This window comes from Chloroflexota bacterium, from assembly GCA_013152435.1.
In the GTDB taxonomy this organism is placed as follows: domain Bacteria; phylum Chloroflexota; class Anaerolineae; order DUEN01; family DUEN01; genus DUEN01.
On sequence record JAADGJ010000077.1, the window covers coordinates 61,705 to 78,583 of the forward strand.

Below are 16,879 nucleotides of genomic sequence, written 5' to 3' on the forward strand. Positions count from 1 at the left end.
TGGAGTGGCTCATGCGCATCTGGATCATTGAGCCTTATTGTACGGGATCCCATCGAGCCTGGGCGGAGGGGTATGCCCGGCATACTCGGCATCAGGCGAACGTGCTCGCCATGGCCGGGCGCTTTTGGAAGTGGCGCATGCAGGGCGGGGCTATGGAGCTGGCCCGGCAGGCGGCCGATCTCTGGCGACGGGGGGATCGTCCGGACGTGATCCTGGCCTCCGACATGGTGAACCTGCCCGCCTTCCTGGCCCTCGTCCGCCCGTGGATGGCGGACATTCCGATCGTGCTCTACTTTCATGAGAATCAGTTGACCTATCCTCTGCCGCCGGGTGAGAAACGGGATCTGACCTATGGCGTGATCAATTGGTTGAGCGCCCTCACGGCCGACCGGATATGCTTCAATTCACGCTTTCATCTGGAGCAGTTCTTCGACGAGTTGCCGCGGCTGTTGAAGCATTTCCCGGATTACAATCATCTCACCCTGATCGATGAGGTGCGGGCGCGAGCGGAGGTGCTGCCCGTCGGATGTGATCTGCGGGGGCTGGATGATCTTCGGCCGGGGGATGGGTTGGCGCCGGGCCCGCCCATTATCCTGTGGAACCAGCGTTGGGAGTATGACAAAAACCCGGGCGAGTTCTTCGCCGCGCTGGAGCGCCTGGCTGCCGAGGATGTGCCCTTCCGCGTGGCCGTGGCGGGCGAGAACTTCCGTCGGAAGCCGGAGGAGTTCGAGGCGGCGCGGGGGTGGCTGGGGGAGCGCGTGGTGCATTGGGGCTTTGCCGAGCGGCGGGCGGATTATGCGCGCCTGTTGTGGCACTCGGATGTGGTGGTGAGCACGGCCCGGCATGAGTTTTTCGGCGTGGCGGTCATCGAGGCGATCTATTGCGGCTGTCTGCCGCTGTTGCCCCATCGTCTCAGCTATCCGGAACTGGTCCCAGAGGCGTGGCATGGGCTTTGTCTCTATGACGATCTGGATGATCTGGTCGGGCGTCTGCGGCGTGTCCTGCGGGCGCGTGAGGCGGCGCCGCCGGACTTATGTCGGGCGGTGGGGCGCTTTGACTGGCGGCGTATGGCGCCTATCTATGATGCCCTTTTGGAGGATGTGGCCCGGGTCAAGCCTGTGCCGCTCTGGACGCCGGGCCTGCGGTGAGCCGTTGTAGGTCAGGGTGTGTCGCCCGGCTCGTGTTGCGCGTGTTTCAGGTGAAGCAGCTTGGGGGGGAGATCCTTGGCTCGCTCCAGCACGGTGACGGAGGTGGCCTGTGGGCCGCGATGGGTCTTCTCGATTCGGAATTCGACCAGATCTCCCTCGTTAGGTGGGGGGGATTCCGGGTCCAGTCCCGTGCGGTGGAAGAAGATCTCGTCGCCCGAGGGCAGGGTGATGAAGCCGTAGCCCTTCTGAGTGCTGTACCATTTGACGATGCCGCGCTGGTGACCGGGGGAGGGGGTCAGGCGCTGGCAGGCGGGGCAGTATTCGGGTGGGTCCAGGGGTTTCCCGGCTTCGGCTAGCCGGCGTTGCTCGGTGACCGTCCACACCCATTGAATGCCGCACTCCTTGCAAGTCAGTAGCTGGTCTCGGTAGGTGGGATAGGGCTGATCTTGCATGGGCCATGTCCTTTCCATGAGAGTGTTGGGATGCGTTGTGAAAGTTCTGGCTAGGTCCTGACGTGGCCAGTCCGGCTTGACAACCACAGAATGATCAGCTAGAATATCATCGTGCAGGGCGACGTAGCCAAGTGGTTAAGGCAGGGGTCTGCAAAACCCCGATCGCCGGTTCGAATCCGGCCGTCGCCTCCATCATACGACATGGGCCGACCAACGTCAAGGTCGGCCCTTTTTATGTGGGATGATTTTTCAGAGTTGCTTGTCTCTGGGGATCGTGCTATCATTGGAATGTGGGGCGGTGGCGGAACGGTAGACGCCGCGGACTTAAAATCCGCTGGGCTTGCGCCCGTGTGGGTTCGAATCCCACCCGCCCTACCTACGAGGTGTAGTGTTCTTATGCGGTGAGGGTACTACAAGTTGTGTCTCTCCTCTTTCCAGGAGGGACACGATGTAGAATGTTCACCGTGACGAGAGCGCTTTTCGACTGTGCAAGGTTTCCGCTCTGTCGTTGATTCTCCGGCATCCCTCTAGAGGATCGACCTCTTCTGCCGTAGGACAGCTTCCACCCGTCGTCCCCGAGCTCGCTGCGTAGACTCCGACCAGGGGATGCGGGCGCTGCGTCTCAGGAGGCTCCTATGCGCTGGATCAGCATGGTTATCGGATTCCTGATGGTCGCCTTCCCTGCGGTGGTCTATGCTCAGCCCAGCCCACCTTGGTGTACTCCCGAGGAAGGGAGGTATATCCCCAACCAGTACTCGGCTCTGGGGCCTTCTGCCACCGTCGTGCGGGGGATCACCAGCGGCCAGTGTGTGGGCTCAGTCATATATGTCTTTGCTGGGAAGACGCCAGACGGTGAGCTGCTCGGCTATAGCACCGTGGAATCGGACGGGACGTTTACCATACCCCTCTCACGCCCCATTCGCTATGACGAGATAATTCTGATCTACGCGGATTGTCCTGGCAAGTGTGTTCGGGAGCTGTTCCGGTGGCCAGCCCCTCCCATCATTCCCGAACCTGCCACCCTCCTGCTGGTGGGCAGTGGACTGGTAGCGCTGGGGGTGCGGGCGCTTCGCAGGCGGTAGTTGCCGTTGTCACGGCGCGATCTATCCATCCACGGTGATGTTTCGTGCCCGGTACTCCTCGTAGTCGGCCACCAGACGATCGTATTCCCCATCCATGAGGGGGGATGAGATCATGAAGTCGGCGGAGGCTCGATTGCAGGCGATCGGGATGTTCCACACCACCGCCATCCGCAGGAGCGCCTTGACGTCGGGATCGTGGGGCATGGGCTCAAGTGGGTCCCAGAAGAAGATCAGAAAGTTGATCTCGCCGTCGACGATCTTGGCGCCGATCTGTTGATCTCCGCCCAGGGGTCCGCTTTGTAACTTCGTGATCTTGAAGCCGAGCTCATGCTCTAAGATCTCGCCGGTGGTGCCCGTGGCGTATACCTCGTGGTGTGCCAGGAGGTCCCGATTGTATTTTGCCCACTGGATCAGATCCCGTTTCTTGTTGTCGTGTGCCACGAGGGCGATTTTCTTGTCGTGTTCCATGGCGATCTTCTTGTGAGCCATTTCATCTCCTTTGTTTTTCCGTAAGAGGGGCTTTCCGATCTCCCGAGCACAGAGACGTCCGAGGGGAGATGCGATGGAAAGCCCCTTCGCATAAGAATCGCTTCTTCTCGTCTTTATCCGCCTGATTGGGGCCTCGATCTGTGGTAGTCAGCCTTGTGGGGCTGGGAAGGGCGAAAAGCGGCCGCAGTTCCACGCAGGATCGCTACCTTGGTGTCAGGGGGCTGTCGCCGGTGAGGGATACGAGGAAGACCGTACAACTCGGGGACAGGGCTGATCTCTCACCGGCCATTATAGCGGTATGTGATCGAGCGTGTCAAACTTTTCGATGACTCTCACGTCATGATGCCGGAGAGGGGCGCACGTAGGGCTGCCTATCCCCTTACGGGCCCCGGTTGTTCGGAAGGCGGTTGTTGCGTCGACGCGGCACATTGCGATGCCGTGCCCGAGGGCGGTGTCCTTAGTGGTAGCCTGATGTGGAACGTGCTTCCCCGTCCATCCCCTTCGCTCTCGGCCCAGATGCGGCCCCCATGCAGCTGGACGATCTCCCGGCATAATGCCAGCCCGATGCCCATCCCGCCGAATCGTCGCGTGCTGCCGCCGTCCACCTGATAGAAACGCTCGAAGACCCGTTCCAGCTTATCCGGCGGGATACCGATCCCCTGGTCTGAGACGGTGATCAGGAGCTCTCCGCCTTCCAATCGGGCGCAGACGCTCACGGCTCCTCCGTCTGGGCTGAACTTGATGGCGTTATCCAGGAGGTTGTAGATCACATGGGAGAGGAGATTGCGATCTCCTGTGATGGGAGGCAGATGGGAGGGAAGCTCAAGGGAGAGTTGGATTCCCTCCTTCTCCGCATGTGCCTGCCAGGCCTGTACCGCCTCCTGGAGGAGCCGGTTGAGATCCACTTGCGTTTCCCGGAGGGATGTCGTGCTCAGGGTTTGCACGAGGATCAGCCGGTCGATCATATAACGGAGCCGATCGCATTGGCTGTTCAGGATAGCGGCGGCCTTCTCCTGTGCTGGGGTTAACGGACCCAGGGTCCCTTCCTTCCACAGCTCCGCGTATCCCTTGATCAGGGTCAGTGGGGTGCGCAGCTCGTGCGAGACGTTCTGGAGCATCTCCTCCCTGGCTTTCAGGGCCGTCTGTAGCTGTTCATTGGTCTCTCGTAGCCGTTCCTCTGTTCGCTTGCGCTCGTTGTATTCCCGCTTGAGCCGCTCGTGTAGGTCGTGAAATTGCCCGATGATCGTGCCGACCAACATCACCATGACGGAGCCGAGGAGGCCGCCTCGGTGGAACACCCCGATCACTTCTTCCGGGTCGTGGATGATCAAGGCCAGCAACGACACGTTCACCAGGAAAGCCAACAGGCTCATCAGTATCGCAGGCCCCATGCCGAGGAGCCAGCCCGCCGCGGCCACAGGGAGTATGGAGAAGGTGATCGCCTGGGACCCCAGAACCCGGTAGAGGGGCACGAGGGCCAGCGCATATATGGCCAAGACGCCCAGAACGAACAACGATCGTGTTCGGCGGGAGGGCGAATTGGGGTGCTTTACAGCGTGATTCTGCATTTGACGTCCTCAATATCCGTCCGTGGATGCCGGAACGTAACGGATCATAGCCCTGCACTTCGTGACATGATTGTAGTAGTCTGGAAGGGTGCTTACGCCGGAATCGGGAAGGTGCGGCGGAGGACTCCTCCGCCGAATGGGACGACGTCGCATCGTCCCCTGCTTTCCGCTCGTGACCTGACTTCCTTGGCCCTGGAGATGATCCCGTTCGGGCCGGGTAGGTCAGAGGTTGAAAGACGGGGGCCCTGGAGGGCGCCGGCCCTCCAGGTCTCCTCAGGAGAGCGATCGTTATCTACCGGGATGCCCTTTTCCATATCGCTGCGTTCAAGTGCGGTGCTACACTGTCAGGAATGGGCTCTACAACTAATGACGTTAACATATTGGCGTGGAACGTTCAATAGCCTAGCAGGGGGATCACACCGTATTCTGGTGGTGGCCTTCGCCTCTGGGCGGGCTTGGGCCTCATGACCGCTGCAATAATGGAGGGTATTCCGGTTTTTATATAAGTGATCGTTGACAGCCCGGCTGTTTCGTGCTATACATATCATGCAGATCGTTCCCCGGTAAGTCCTGACACGCGAATTCGGCGGAACCGTCCTCGCGTGTTCCTCTGTCTCTCTGCTGTGGCTTTAAGCTCTGACGCTCGAGCGCGTGTGATATCGCATTTTCGCGATCCATCCATAGGGTGAGTCCATTCATGGCTGGCCAAGCGGGTACGGAACCGATCCTCCAGTTGCGCAACATCAGTAAATCGTTTGCCGGCGTGCAGGCGTTGATTGATGTGTCGTTCGAGCTTCGCCACGGCGAGATCCACGCGCTGCTGGGGGAGAACGGGGCGGGCAAGTCCACGTTGATCAAGGTCATCGCTGGCGTACATCAGCCGGATGCCGGCGAGATCATCTTTCAAGGCGAGCGCGTCTCGTTCCCCAACCCCCTGACGGCCTTGCAGCATGGCATCGCCACCATCTATCAGGAGCCCACGCTGTTCCCGGATCTGGACATCGCCGAGAACATCTTCATGGGCCATCAGCCCGTATTGCCGGTCACCCGGCGTATCGACTGGCATAGGATGTACTCTGAGTCCGAGCGGCTTCTGAACGCCCTGGGGATCGACCTGAACCCCCGGACGAAGCTGCGGGGGTTGAGCGTGGCGGACCAGCAGATGGTGGAGATCGCCAAGGCCCTCTCCTTTAACGCCCGGGTGTTGATCATGGACGAGCCGACCTCGGCGTTGACCCCTCAGGAGGTCGCCGAGCTCTTTCGTATCACCCGGCAATTGCGTGATGCGGGCACGGCCATCATCTTCATCTCCCACCGTTTGGAGGAAGCCTTCGAGCTGGCGGATCGGATCACCGTCCTGCGGGATGGCCGCTATGTGGGCACACGGCTGACTTCTGAGACCACGCCTGATGAGATCATCCGGATGATGGTGGGACGTACGCTGGAGGACCTCTTCCCGAAGCAGGAGGTGCCGCGCGGTGACCCGGCCCTGCGCGTGGAGGGGTTGACCAAGGCGGGCGCCTTTTACGACGTCTCCTTTGAGCTGCATTCCGGGGAGATCCTGGGGCTGGCCGGGCTGGTGGGGGCTGGCCGGAGCGAGGTGGCGCGGGCCATCTTCGGCGTGGAGCCGGCGGATCGGGGTCGGATCTGGCTGGACGGCCGTGAGGTGCAGATCCGCAGCCCTCAAGAGGCTTTGAGCATGGGGATCGCCTACGTGCCGGAGGACCGCCAGCAGCAGGGGTTGATCCTCCCCATGACGATCACGCAGAACATCACGTTGCCCATCCTGCAGTCGTTCGCCCGGGCGGGATGGGTGGATCGGGATCGGGAGGAGAGCCTGGCCGGGGAGTACGCGCGGCGACTGGACGTGCGGGCGGCCGGGTTATGGCAGCGGGTACGTGAGCTCTCCGGCGGGAATCAGCAGAAGGTGGTGCTGGCCAAGTGGCTGGCCACCCGCCCGCATATCCTGATCCTGGATGAGCCGACGCGGGGGATCGATGTGGGGACGAAGGCCGCCGTGCACGAGTTGATGAGCTCGCTGGCCGCGGAGGGGATGGCCATCCTGATGATCTCCTCGGAGCTGCCCGAGATCCTGGGGATGAGCGATCGAATCCTGGTGATGTATGAGGGGCGGGTGACCGGGGAGTTCAGCCGGGCCGAGGCCACTCAGGAGAAGATCATGATGGCGGCGACCGGCCATGTGCAAGGGGTGAGGGGATGAGCGTATCGCGTACACGGACCCGCCGTGATCTTCTACTCGTGATCGCCGGCGTTCGCGAGGTGGGGATCCTGCTGTTCATCGTGGCGCTGGTGGTGGTCGTCAGCCTGCGCAGCCCGTATTTCCTCACCCTGGACAATTTCCGGGACATCCTGCTGGACATCGGCGTGTTGGTCATCGTCGCCATCGGGCAGACGATGGTGATCCTCACCCGGGGGATCGACCTCTCCGTGGGCTCGGGGCTGGCGCTGTCGGGCATGATCGTGGGCATGACCATCAGCGCCCATTGGGGTATCCCGCCGCTGGTGGCGTTGGCCATGGGGATCGGCGTCGGGATCGTTTTGGGGGCCTTCAACGGGCTGGTCGTGACCAAGGGGAATGTGCCCCCGATCATCGCGACCCTGGGCACCCTGAGCGTCTACCGTGGGCTCGTGTTCGCCATCAGCGGTGGCGCCTGGGTGGACGCCCACGAGCTGCCGGAGAGTTTCAAGGCCTTTGCCCAGGCCACGCCGCTGTTGATCCCGAACCTGGTGTTGATCGCCTTCCTGGTGGCCTTGATCGCCTATTACTTCCTGAACCATACACGGCTGGGGAGGGAGATCTATGCCGTGGGCAGCAACCCGTTGGCCGCCCAGGTGGCGGGGATCCATGTGAGACGGGTGCAGATGTTGGTGTTCGTCATCTCAGGCGCGCTGTACGGCATGGCCGGCGTGCTGTGGGTCTCCCGCTACGCCTCGGCGCAGAGCGATTCGGCGATGGGGTTTGAGCTTCAGACGGTGGCCGCCGCCGTGGTGGGCGGGGTGAACATCTTCGGTGGATCGGGGACGGTGCCGGGCGTCTTACTGGGATCGCTGCTGCTCGGCATCATCATCAACGCGTTGAACCTGGTGCGGATCTCGCCGTTCTGGAAGCTGGCGGTGCAGGGACTGGTGATCTTGTTGGCTGTGGTGGCGGATGCGTTGATCTCGCGGCGCCTGGTGCGCGCCCAGGCTGGAGGGGAGGTCTCGTGACGTCTGATGCCATGGTGACCCGACGACGCCTGACGTGGAGCGGGATGCTGCTGCGTTGGGAATGGCTGTTGGTGGTCCTCCTGATCCTGGTGTGCGTGATCAACGCGTCCCTTTCCCCGTATTTCCTGGACGTCCGCAACCTGTTCGATATGACGTTCAACTTCATGGAGCGGGCGATCATCGCCCTGCCCATGGCGTTTATCATCATCAGCGCGAACATCGACCTCTCCGTGGCATCCATCCTGGCGATGTCCACGGTGCTTATGGCCGTCATCTTTCAAAAGGGAGTGAACATCTGGCTGGCTTCCCTGTTGGGCTTGGGGATTGGCACATTGGCCGGCTGGGTCAACGGCGTGTTGACGGCGAAGGTCCGATTGCCCTCCCTGGTGGTGACCCTGGGCACGTATGCGCTTTATCGGGGCGTCGCTTACGTGGTGCTGGGGGACAAGGCGGTGACCGGCTACCCCGCCGAGTTCACCTATCTGGGACAGGGGTACATCCCGGGGACGCCCGTGCCCGTGCCGTTGGTGCTCTTCTCCGTGCTGGCCGTGCTTTTTGGCTTGGTGTTGCACCGAACCACGTTCGGGCGTTATGTGTTCGCCATCGGCAGCAACGAGCTGGCCTGCCGTTACTCCGGCGTGGCGGTGGACCGCATTAAGATCATCCTCTTCATGGTGGCCGGCTTCATGTCCGCGCTGGCGGGGATCATCCTGGCGGCCCGCTTCGGCAGCACCCGGCCCAACATCGCCACGGGATTTGAGCTGGACGTCATCACGGCGGTGGTCCTGGGCGGGGTGGATATCTTCGGCGGCCAGGGGAATATGGTCGGGGTCGTGCTGGCGCTGTTCCTGATCGGCGTCGTTCGCTACGGGATGAGCCTGAAGAACGTGCCAGGTCAGGTGCAGACCACCGTAGTCGGTATGCTCCTCATCGTGGCGATTCTCCTACCTCAGCTTTTGCGTCGCTTGGCCGCCAGACGGCCGAGCGCTTGATTCAGAGACCAGGCCCTCCCTTTTCATGCAAAGGGTGGGATCAGGCGAAGGAGCCGATTGATCCATACGGCATTCTCAAGAGCGAATGGCGGTGATCATCCCTGTTCGCGAGGATAAAGCAATCCTGTAAGGAGGAGGTGCTGCGATGAAACATCGGATGGTCTTTGCGCTGCTGGCGATGGTGACGGTAGTCGCTCTGTTGGCCGCCTGTGCCCCGCCTGCGACGCCTGTGCCTCAGCAGGCCCCTGCGGAGAAGGCGGCCGGGGGATACAAGATCGCCATCGTGGTGAAGAACCTGGGGAACCCCTTCTTCGAGGCGGTGAACCGTGGGGCCCAGGAGGCGGCGAAGGAGCTGGGTGATGAGATCATCTTCCAGGGGCCGGCGACCCCCACGGCCGAGGGGCAGATCGAGATCATCGACGCTCTGATCGCCCAGAAGGTGGACGCCATCGCCGTCTCGGCGAACGATCCCGATGCCCTGGTCCCCGTGGGCAAGAAGGCCATGGACGCTGGCATCGTGATGATCAGCTTTGACTCGGGCATCGCCCCGGCCGGGCGCCAGCTCCACATCAGCCAGGCGGACATGGAGACCATCGGTCGGGTGCAGGTCCAGATGATCGCCGAGCAGATCGGCTATGAGGGCCAGATCGCGATCCTCAGCGCGGCCTCCACCATGACGAACCAGAACACCTGGATCGAGTGGATGAAGGAGGAGCTGAAGGATCCGAAGTACTCGAAGATGGAGCTGGTGGCCATCGTCTACGGCGATGACCTGCGTGAGAAGAGCTACAACGAGGCCCAGGGGCTGTTCAAGTCCTATCCGGACCTCAAGGGCATCATCTCGCCGACGACCGTGGGCATCGCCGCGACGGCTCGAGCGCTTCAGGATGCCGGCCTGTGCGGCAAGATCAAGCTGACCGGCCTGGGGCTCCCCAGCGAGATGGCCGAGTACGTCAAGAACGGCTGCTGCGAGGAGTTCGCCCTGTGGAACCCGGTGGATCTGGGGTATCTGACGGCCTACGTGGCCCATCGGATGCTCGCCGGCGAGATCACCGGGAAGGCGGGAGAGACCTTTGAGGCCGGCCGGTTGGGCGAGTACACCATCCAGGCCGACGGCGACGACGTGTACATCGTGCTCGGGCCTCCGTTCCGCTTCAACGCGGAGAACATCGACGAGTGGGCGAAGGTGTACTGATCGTGTGAAGGCCGGAGATGTTCATGTCTCGGCGCGGCCCCGCGCTGCATCGCCTGAGGGGATGCTCGTGTGGGGGCGGAGTGCGTGGGGCCGCGTTCGCCAAAGCGAGCGGAGGACCTGCGTTATTGGCCCTCTTGGAGGGCTGGGGAGGGTCGTGATCGCCTGATCGCACCTGCGTATAACGGAGAGGGTGTCCGGTATTATGCCGTGCCGGACGCCCTCGTTTTCTGCTAAGGGGTTACGCCCGGGCCCATGCCTCCCGCAGGAATTGCAGCGCCATCCGGCTCTCCGAGGCGAGATCTTCCCAGCGGCATTCCACCGAGATGCGCTGGTCATAGTCGATGGCCTTGAGCGTGCTCAGGAATTCCGGGTAGGGGTAAGAGCCACTGCCAGGATAGCGGCGTCCCGTGTCCGCCACGTGCACGTGAGCCAGCATGTCGCCAACGGTGGCGATGTGGCTCATGGGCTCGTTCTCCACGACGATGTGGTAAAGGTCGGCCAGCACCCTCACGGCCGGGTGGCTGGACGCCTGGGCCAGGTCCAGGGCCTCTGCCACCGAGTTGATGATGTTGCACTCCCCACGGTTGAGCGGCTCGATCGCGACCTGCATGCCCACCGCCTGGGCCGCGTCGCCGGCCCAGCGGATGAATTGGATGAGTTGATCCCAGGCCCTCGCCTGTGGGAATCCGTCGGGCACGTTGCGGGATCCGCCGGACCCGAAGACGATGACCTCGCCCCCCAGGAGGGCGGCGCGCTGGAAAGCAGTATGGAGATATCGTTGTACACGGTCGGGATCTACGTCTGGGCCGACCACCTTCAGGTCCCGAGGGAGCATGACGTTGAACGCTGCCGGGGGCAGGGGCATCGCCTCCAGGGCGGAGCGGGTGGGGGCCCACTCCTCATCGGACGTCTCGGGTTGCAGGTGTTGGACCACGGTGAGCTCGATGAAGTCGTATCCGGCCTGTGCGATGAGCGGCGCATTCTCCATTGGCGTGCAACATCCGAATCGCATGGTGCCTTCCTCCTCTCTGGCTCGTCCAAATGCGCCCCCGCCTGTCCTTGAGGGCGTATCTGAGGATTTACCGGTAAGATGCTTGCCCTCCCGCCTTTCTCGATCCTTTTCAAAGGACCCAGGCTGAGGTCGGCAGGTCGAAGGCGGGAGAAGGGCTTTTTCCGGGGGGGCTCCGCCTCCCGGGTCTCCCCATATCAGGGGCAACGGCATTTCTCAGATACGCTCTGAGGGCGCGTGGGCATCATAACGTGCGTTCCCGGGGATGTCAATCGAGCCACCACCAGAGCGCCGAAGGACAACCTGGGGGGAGCCAATATAGTGACATCGTGGCGGCTGCGAGGTGTCGTGGGGAAGAGCGGGGCGGGCCGCCGGGAGGACGCTACACAATCTCCCTTCCGATGAGGGAGCTACCGGGCATCTCCTCAGGTGCCGCGGTGAGGATATCCTGGTAGATGGAAGAACGGGAGAGATATCGGGTGCGGGCCCTTTCATCCAGGGAGGCAGCGCGCTGTCGTATGATTGTAGCAGCCTGTACCAGAGCCTCCCGCGCGGCTGCGGGCTGGTTCAGCCTGTTGAGCGTCTGGGCCAACCACCACCAGGCTTCGGGTTCCGCCTCCCCGCCCGTGGCTTCCTCCGCCTCCCGAAACTGGGTCACCAACGCTCGTGCCGCTTCCACGTCTCCTTGCTGTACCTGGACGTACGCGTACAGGGCTAGCGTCATCGTGTGGCCTGGCGCACGAGTGCTCCGATAGTAGTGATCCGCTTTTTCCAGTCGCTCGGCCGCTTCGGCCAGGCCGCCGCGGGCCAGCGCGCAGCGGGCCAGCCCTTCCCAAATCTGGGAGCGGAAGACGAAGGCGTTCAGATCCTCTTCTATTGCCAGGGCGCGACGGTACGCGGCCTCAGCCTCATCGACGTCTCCCTGGGCCAGATGCGTTTCCCCGGCGCAGGTCTGGATATAGGATTCGAGGCCTTGATCCGAGATGATGTGGGCCAGACGCCGGGCGTCTTCGTAGCACGCCAGCGCGTCCTCGTAGCGCCCCAGGGTGTAATAGAGGACGCCCTGGCTGGTCAGGCTGTACGCGTCCAGGCCCAGGTCCCCGGTCTGCGGAATGAGATTACGGGCCTCCTCCTGTAGGGCCAGGGCGCGGCCGTAGTTACCCAGGCGATGATAGAGCATGGAGAGGTTGTTACAGGCGATGGCCTGATGCCATGCCTCACCGGATTCCCGCCAGTAGGCCAGCGCTGCTTCCATATGCTGCAGCGCTTCTGGCAGGCGGTTCTGGTCCAGGTCGATGATGCCCAGTGTCCCCAGACAGAGTACCTCCCGTCGCCGATCTCCTATCTGCTGGCTCAGGTGTAATCCCTCCTCGCAACATACGAGCCCGCTACCAAAGTCACCTGTGCGCACATGACACATGGCCTTGATGCGCAGTGCATCCACGGCTAAGCCTATATCTCCATGCTTTCGAGCCAGGGAATGGGCGGCCTCCGCGCTGTCTATTCCCTCGCGGAAACGAGCCGTGCGCATGGCCCATTCCGCGCGGCGGAGCAGCACATCGGCTTGCCGGATGGGATCTGCGAGCGCATGAGCCAGGTTTTCCAATTCGGTTAGGTCCCGGGCCTGCTCCTCGCGTCGGGCCAGTTGGTTGTACGCCCGCTCCCGACCGCTGAGCGCGCGATATCGCGTCTCCCTGTCATGGGCGGGGATCATCTCCAGGGCGTGGGAGTAGAAGCCCACCGCGGCTTCCTGGGCCTGTCGGGATTGGGCCGCTTCTCCTGCCTGCAACAGGTAGTGTACGGCTTTCTCCCGGTCCGCGCTCTCTGCGAAATGGTAAGCGAGGGCCTCGATGATCTGGTCTTCTCGGCCGGCGTATAGATGCGCCAGCGTAGCGCCGATATGAGCATGCAGGTGGCGGCGAATGGGATCCGGGATATGGTGGTACACAACCTGACAGATCAGGGGGTGAGTGAAATCGTAGCAAGGTTCCTGCTCTGAGGAGATCGGGCGGATCAGCCCACGCAGGAGCCAGGTGCTCAACGCTGCGTCTACCTGCTGGGCAGGAGTCTGGGCTATGGCGAGAAGAAGCTCACGTGTGAAGGGCTCGCCCAAAACGGCCGCGATATCTAGCAGGTGTCGCGCGTCTGTAGGCAGACGCCCCACGCGAGTCAGGACCATGTCCTGGACAGCGGATGGTACGGTGCGGGGGGTAACGTGCCGGGCGAGACCGTGCCCGGACGAGGAAAGTTGCTCCTCCCGTAGCTGGTCTGCATCCACGTCCCAGCCTGTTCCTCTGGCTTGGAGGATGCCTCGTTCCACCAAGTCACGCAGGTGTTCCATGAGGATGAAAGGGTTGCCTTGGGAGCGGTCGTAGAGATAGGTGAGCAGCGATGGGATCCGTTCTTTGGGGAGGACCAGCCATTCTGCAAGGGCTTGGCGAATGCTTTCCTGGCTGAGAGGACTCAGGTGCAGGATTTGCAGGCGTCGTGTTCGCCCTAGGTCGCGGCATAGGAGGTTGAAGGGGTGCCCGGGTTCCACCTCCTCGCCCCGATATGCGGCGACGAACCAGATGTTCGCGTCGGCCAAACGATGCAGGAGGTAGCGCAGCATGTCCACGGTGTCGGCGTCGGCCCAGTGCGCATCATCCAGGAAGAAGGCCAGGCCACCTTGGGCCAGGGCGAGGAAGGCCTGGGCGACGGCTTCAAAGAGACGCTGGCGTGCGGCCGTGTCCTTTTCGATCGGGACAGGCGGCGGCAGGGCAGACGTGGCGCTTTGCAGTTCGGGAAGCAGACGGGAGAGCTCGACCAACCACACGGGTGCTAAGGATGACCATGCGTCAGGTGCCCGGTGCAGCAGATTACGCAGGGCGTCGGCAAAAGGGTGAAAGGAAGCGCTGCTGCTGAACTGATAACAACACCCGCGCAGTGCGGTGACTCCGCGGCCGCGCAGATACTTCAGGAACTCTTCCATGAGACGGGTCTTGCCAATTCCCGCCTCTCCTTCCACCAGGGTGAGGGTGCCCTGGCGTTCCTCCCAGCGTGCCATAAGCCAGGCATGTTCCTCCTCCCGCCCGAAAAAGGGGATAGGGGGGAGAAGGTCTCCAGGGGAACGATCGGGCTGGAAGAGGATGCGGGTGAATTGATGGGGGTCACGAATGCGCTCATACAGGCGAACGGTCTCTGGCAGGGGATCGACATGGAAGTGCTCCCGCAGCAGATGCAGGCAACGCTCATACTGAGCCAACGCGTCCGCACGACGGCCTGCCAGTGCATAGCAGAGCATAAGTTGACGGTGAGCCCATTCCGACCAGGGAGCCAGGGTGAGGAGGCGTTGTAGCGTGAGGATGGCATCCCCGTACTCGCCACGCGCGATGTGGATCTTGCAAAGTTGGAAGAGAACCTGGATGATGCGCTCGCGGTAGTACGCGCGCTCACCCAGGAGCCACGTTTCGAAGGCAGAAGCCCCCTCCACGTACACCCCTTCCATGAAGTCCCCGCGATATAGGCGCACACATTCAATGAGATGCTTAATCGCCTCTGGGGAGGCGGAATGCGTCGTAGAGGAGATAGAGGGTTTGATGGCCTTTATGTGTTTTTCGAAGGTTTCCACGTCCAGGGTGTGAGGTGCCTGATGATTGAAAGCGATATCTTGTCGGGAGACGTGGAGGTAGGGACATGATTCGTCGTCTGAACAGAGGGAGCGGCGGATATTCCAGACGGCACGGCGTAGGCTGCGCGCCGCGCGTGCTTGTCCTTGATCGCCCCAGAGGAGATCGGCCAGCATTTCCCGCTGGTGTGCGCCGGGGCGCATCACCAAGTAGGCTAACAGAGCGAGCGTCTTCGCTGTCTCGAGGTGAATGGGATGCTTTCCTAACCGGATCTCAGGCCCGCCTAACAAGCGGAGGTGTAGGATGGGTGCCATGGCCGTGTGTCAGGGTTGAAGTTTCCGATTCACGGTCCAGATCAGAATGAGCGGATCCAGCCTCTTTCAACGTTTATTCAACGCTCTTGGGATATGATGGAGTGAGTGATATCCGTCACGCAAGATTATACCCTCATTCCTTTAATCGCTCAAATGAGCCATCCTCGCATCTATCTTTTGTATGTTTGGACAGAACAGCGGGAGGGGCAAGACAGGCCCTCGCTGTTGAGGATCGCGTTGGAGGAGCCTCATACGGGAAGGCGATGGGGGTTCAGCAGTGTGGGGGACTTGGTGGAATTCGTGGAAGAGGTTCTGATGAAATGGCAAGAAGGGAGATCGACGAACCAGATATGAGGCCTTGTGCCCAATTGTATCGTAAGGAGGGCTGTATGCGCTGGCGAGATCGTCAAGGTAATCGTCTTTTCCTTCTCTTCGTCGTTTCTATATTAGCGTGTTTGGGCATAGGATTTTCCCTCGCCGGGCCTGTTTGGGGAGCTCCTGATGCTCCCCGGCCAGCACGTGCGTCACAGTGCGAATGGGAGACCATGTCGCTTCCATCATTCTATAAAAACATATACTTTTACGATGTCTGGGGTACTGGCCCAGATGACATCTATGTCGTGGGGACAGGGGGAGCCGTCGCTCATTACGATGGCACATCTTGGTCCTATATGGGAACTGGAGGAAGCAGTAATCTCGCGAGCGTATGGGGATTCGCGAGCAATGATATTTGGGTCGCTGGTAGCGGTGCTTTGTATCACTATGATGGTTCCTCTTGGTCATACATTGGCTTCTCATACCCAGATGGAAATCCTGCCCCCAGTGCTGTTTGGGGACGGAGCCCCAATGATGTTTACGTCGTGGGGACCGACTTTCGGCCCTTTGGAGGGGAGGGGACAGATGGTCCGTTTGTCGCCCACTGGGACGGTTCATCTTGGACCACAGAAGTGAATCGCTCGACCTTCTCCAATGGCCAACCCCTAAGTGCCGTATGGGGTGATGCGACCTCTGTGTTCGCCGGAGGGGAATCCAATTATATGCTGCGTCGCAATGGTTCGTGGGGACCCTTTAGCGCGCCTTCCGTCAATTTTATCCAGAACATCTGGGGGTTATCCACTAATGATTTTTACATCTTACCCTTCTATGGTGCCGTATATCACTGGAATGGAAGCACATGGGAGGAGGTGACAGAACTCTCCACGTGGGCACGATTGAATGATATGCATGGCACCTCGGCGGACAGTATCTTCGTCGTTGGAGAGGGGGGAACGATTTTCCATTGGGATGGTACTCAATGGCGTCAGATGGATAGTTGTACTACAGAGACTCTTGAAGGCGTATGGGCCTTTGATACAACGGCTTATGCCGTGGGGCACAATGGAACCGTGTTGAGATATGCGCCTTCCGCCATAACGCCGACCTCCACGCCTACGGGAACTAGTACACCCACACCCACGCCGACATCCACATCCACATCCACATCCACACCCACGCCCACGCCGACATCCACACCCACACCCACACCCACACCCACACCTACACCTACACCTACAAGCGGCGCGGTGATCGTTACCGACACGCCCACGCCGACGTCCACCCCGACGCCAACGCCGACGTTAGCCGCCGTGCGCGAGTATCGCTTTGAGGGGCGCGTGCTGGATGGTCAGCGTCCCCTCTGGAACGTGCTGGTGGAGCTGATGGGACGGACGACGGAGTCTGAGGCGTGGAAGATGTTGCAGAGGGTGCGCACGGATCAGCAGGGGCGGTACACCATTGTCTATCAGGAGGTACAGG

Annotated in this window: 11 protein-coding genes, 2 tRNA genes and 1 pseudogene; 9 read left to right on the top strand and 5 right to left on the bottom strand. The window is 61.4% G+C overall.

Features of this window, described 5'->3' with window-relative positions:
• Positions 1-11: 11 nt before the first annotated feature.
• The gene (locus GXP39_11680) at positions 12-1,148 is read left to right on the top strand and encodes a DUF3524 domain-containing protein (protein ID NOZ28697.1); all 1,137 of its coding nucleotides are present in this window, start codon (positions 12-14) and stop codon (positions 1,146-1,148) included.
• An 11-nt stretch (positions 1,149-1,159) separates the two neighbouring features.
• Here the strand turns inward: GXP39_11680 and GXP39_11685 are convergent, their stop codons facing one another.
• Positions 1,160-1,600 carry a cold shock domain-containing protein gene (locus GXP39_11685; protein ID NOZ28698.1) on the bottom strand — a complete coding sequence of 147 codons (441 nt, stop codon included), beginning with the start codon at positions 1,598-1,600 and terminating at the stop codon, positions 1,160-1,162.
• Positions 1,601-1,717: 117 nt separating this feature from the next.
• Here GXP39_11685 and GXP39_11690 point away from each other — a divergent pair.
• From GXP39_11690 to GXP39_11700, 3 genes are all read left to right on the top strand, one after another.
• A tRNA-Cys gene (locus tag GXP39_11690) sits at positions 1,718-1,792 on the top strand.
• Between the two features lie 100 nt (positions 1,793-1,892).
• Positions 1,893-1,975: transfer RNA gene (locus GXP39_11695), tRNA-Leu, on the top strand.
• Between the two features lie 260 nt (positions 1,976-2,235).
• Positions 2,236-2,682 (top strand): PEP-CTERM sorting domain-containing protein, encoded by a 447-nt coding sequence (locus GXP39_11700; GenBank protein NOZ28699.1) that lies wholly within the window; start codon positions 2,236-2,238, stop codon positions 2,680-2,682.
• 21 nt (positions 2,683-2,703) lie between these two features.
• Here the strand turns inward: GXP39_11700 and GXP39_11705 are convergent, their stop codons facing one another.
• Positions 2,704-3,171 carry a methylglyoxal synthase gene (locus GXP39_11705; protein NOZ28700.1) on the bottom strand — a complete coding sequence of 156 codons (468 nt, stop codon included), beginning with the start codon at positions 3,169-3,171 and terminating at the stop codon, positions 2,704-2,706.
• 371 nt (positions 3,172-3,542) lie between these two features.
• Entirely contained in the window at positions 3,543-4,739 is a 1,197-nt protein-coding gene (locus GXP39_11710; protein NOZ28701.1) for a HAMP domain-containing histidine kinase, read from the bottom strand.
• A 697-nt stretch (positions 4,740-5,436) separates the two neighbouring features.
• Here GXP39_11710 and GXP39_11715 point away from each other — a divergent pair.
• The 4 genes from GXP39_11715 (at position 5,437) to rhaS (ending at position 10,154) form a co-directional block, all read left to right on the top strand.
• Positions 5,437-6,960 (top strand): sugar ABC transporter ATP-binding protein, encoded by a 1,524-nt coding sequence (locus tag GXP39_11715; GenBank protein NOZ28702.1) that lies wholly within the window; start codon positions 5,437-5,439, stop codon positions 6,958-6,960.
• Positions 6,957-7,967, top strand: coding sequence for an ABC transporter permease (locus GXP39_11720; protein NOZ28703.1), 1,011 nt, complete (start codon positions 6,957-6,959; stop codon positions 7,965-7,967). Before GXP39_11715 ends, GXP39_11720 begins: the two co-directional genes overlap by 4 nt.
• An 11-nt stretch (positions 7,968-7,978) precedes the next feature.
• A complete protein-coding gene (locus GXP39_11725; GenBank protein ID NOZ28704.1) occupies positions 7,979-8,959 on the top strand; it encodes an ABC transporter permease in 981 nt (326 codons plus the stop codon).
• 145 nt (positions 8,960-9,104) lie between these two features.
• Positions 9,105-10,154: a rhamnose ABC transporter substrate-binding protein gene (rhaS, locus tag GXP39_11730; protein ID NOZ28705.1), complete on the top strand. Its 1,050-nt coding sequence runs from the start codon at positions 9,105-9,107 to the stop codon at positions 10,152-10,154.
• 238 nt (positions 10,155-10,392) lie between these two features.
• Here rhaS and GXP39_11735 read toward each other — a convergent pair whose 3' ends face one another.
• A complete protein-coding gene (locus tag GXP39_11735; protein NOZ28706.1) occupies positions 10,393-11,166 on the bottom strand; it encodes a sugar phosphate isomerase/epimerase in 774 nt (257 codons plus the stop codon).
• 379 nt (positions 11,167-11,545) lie between these two features.
• On the bottom strand, positions 11,546-14,773 hold the full coding sequence (locus GXP39_11740) for an AAA family ATPase (GenBank protein ID NOZ28707.1): 3,228 nt from the start codon (positions 14,771-14,773) through the stop codon (positions 11,546-11,548).
• A gap of 1,724 nt (positions 14,774-16,497) precedes the next feature.
• Between GXP39_11740 and GXP39_11745 the strand changes: the two are divergent.
• Positions 16,498-16,701 (top strand): annotated as a pseudogene (locus GXP39_11745) (hypothetical protein).
• Positions 16,702-16,879 lie beyond the last annotated feature (178 nt).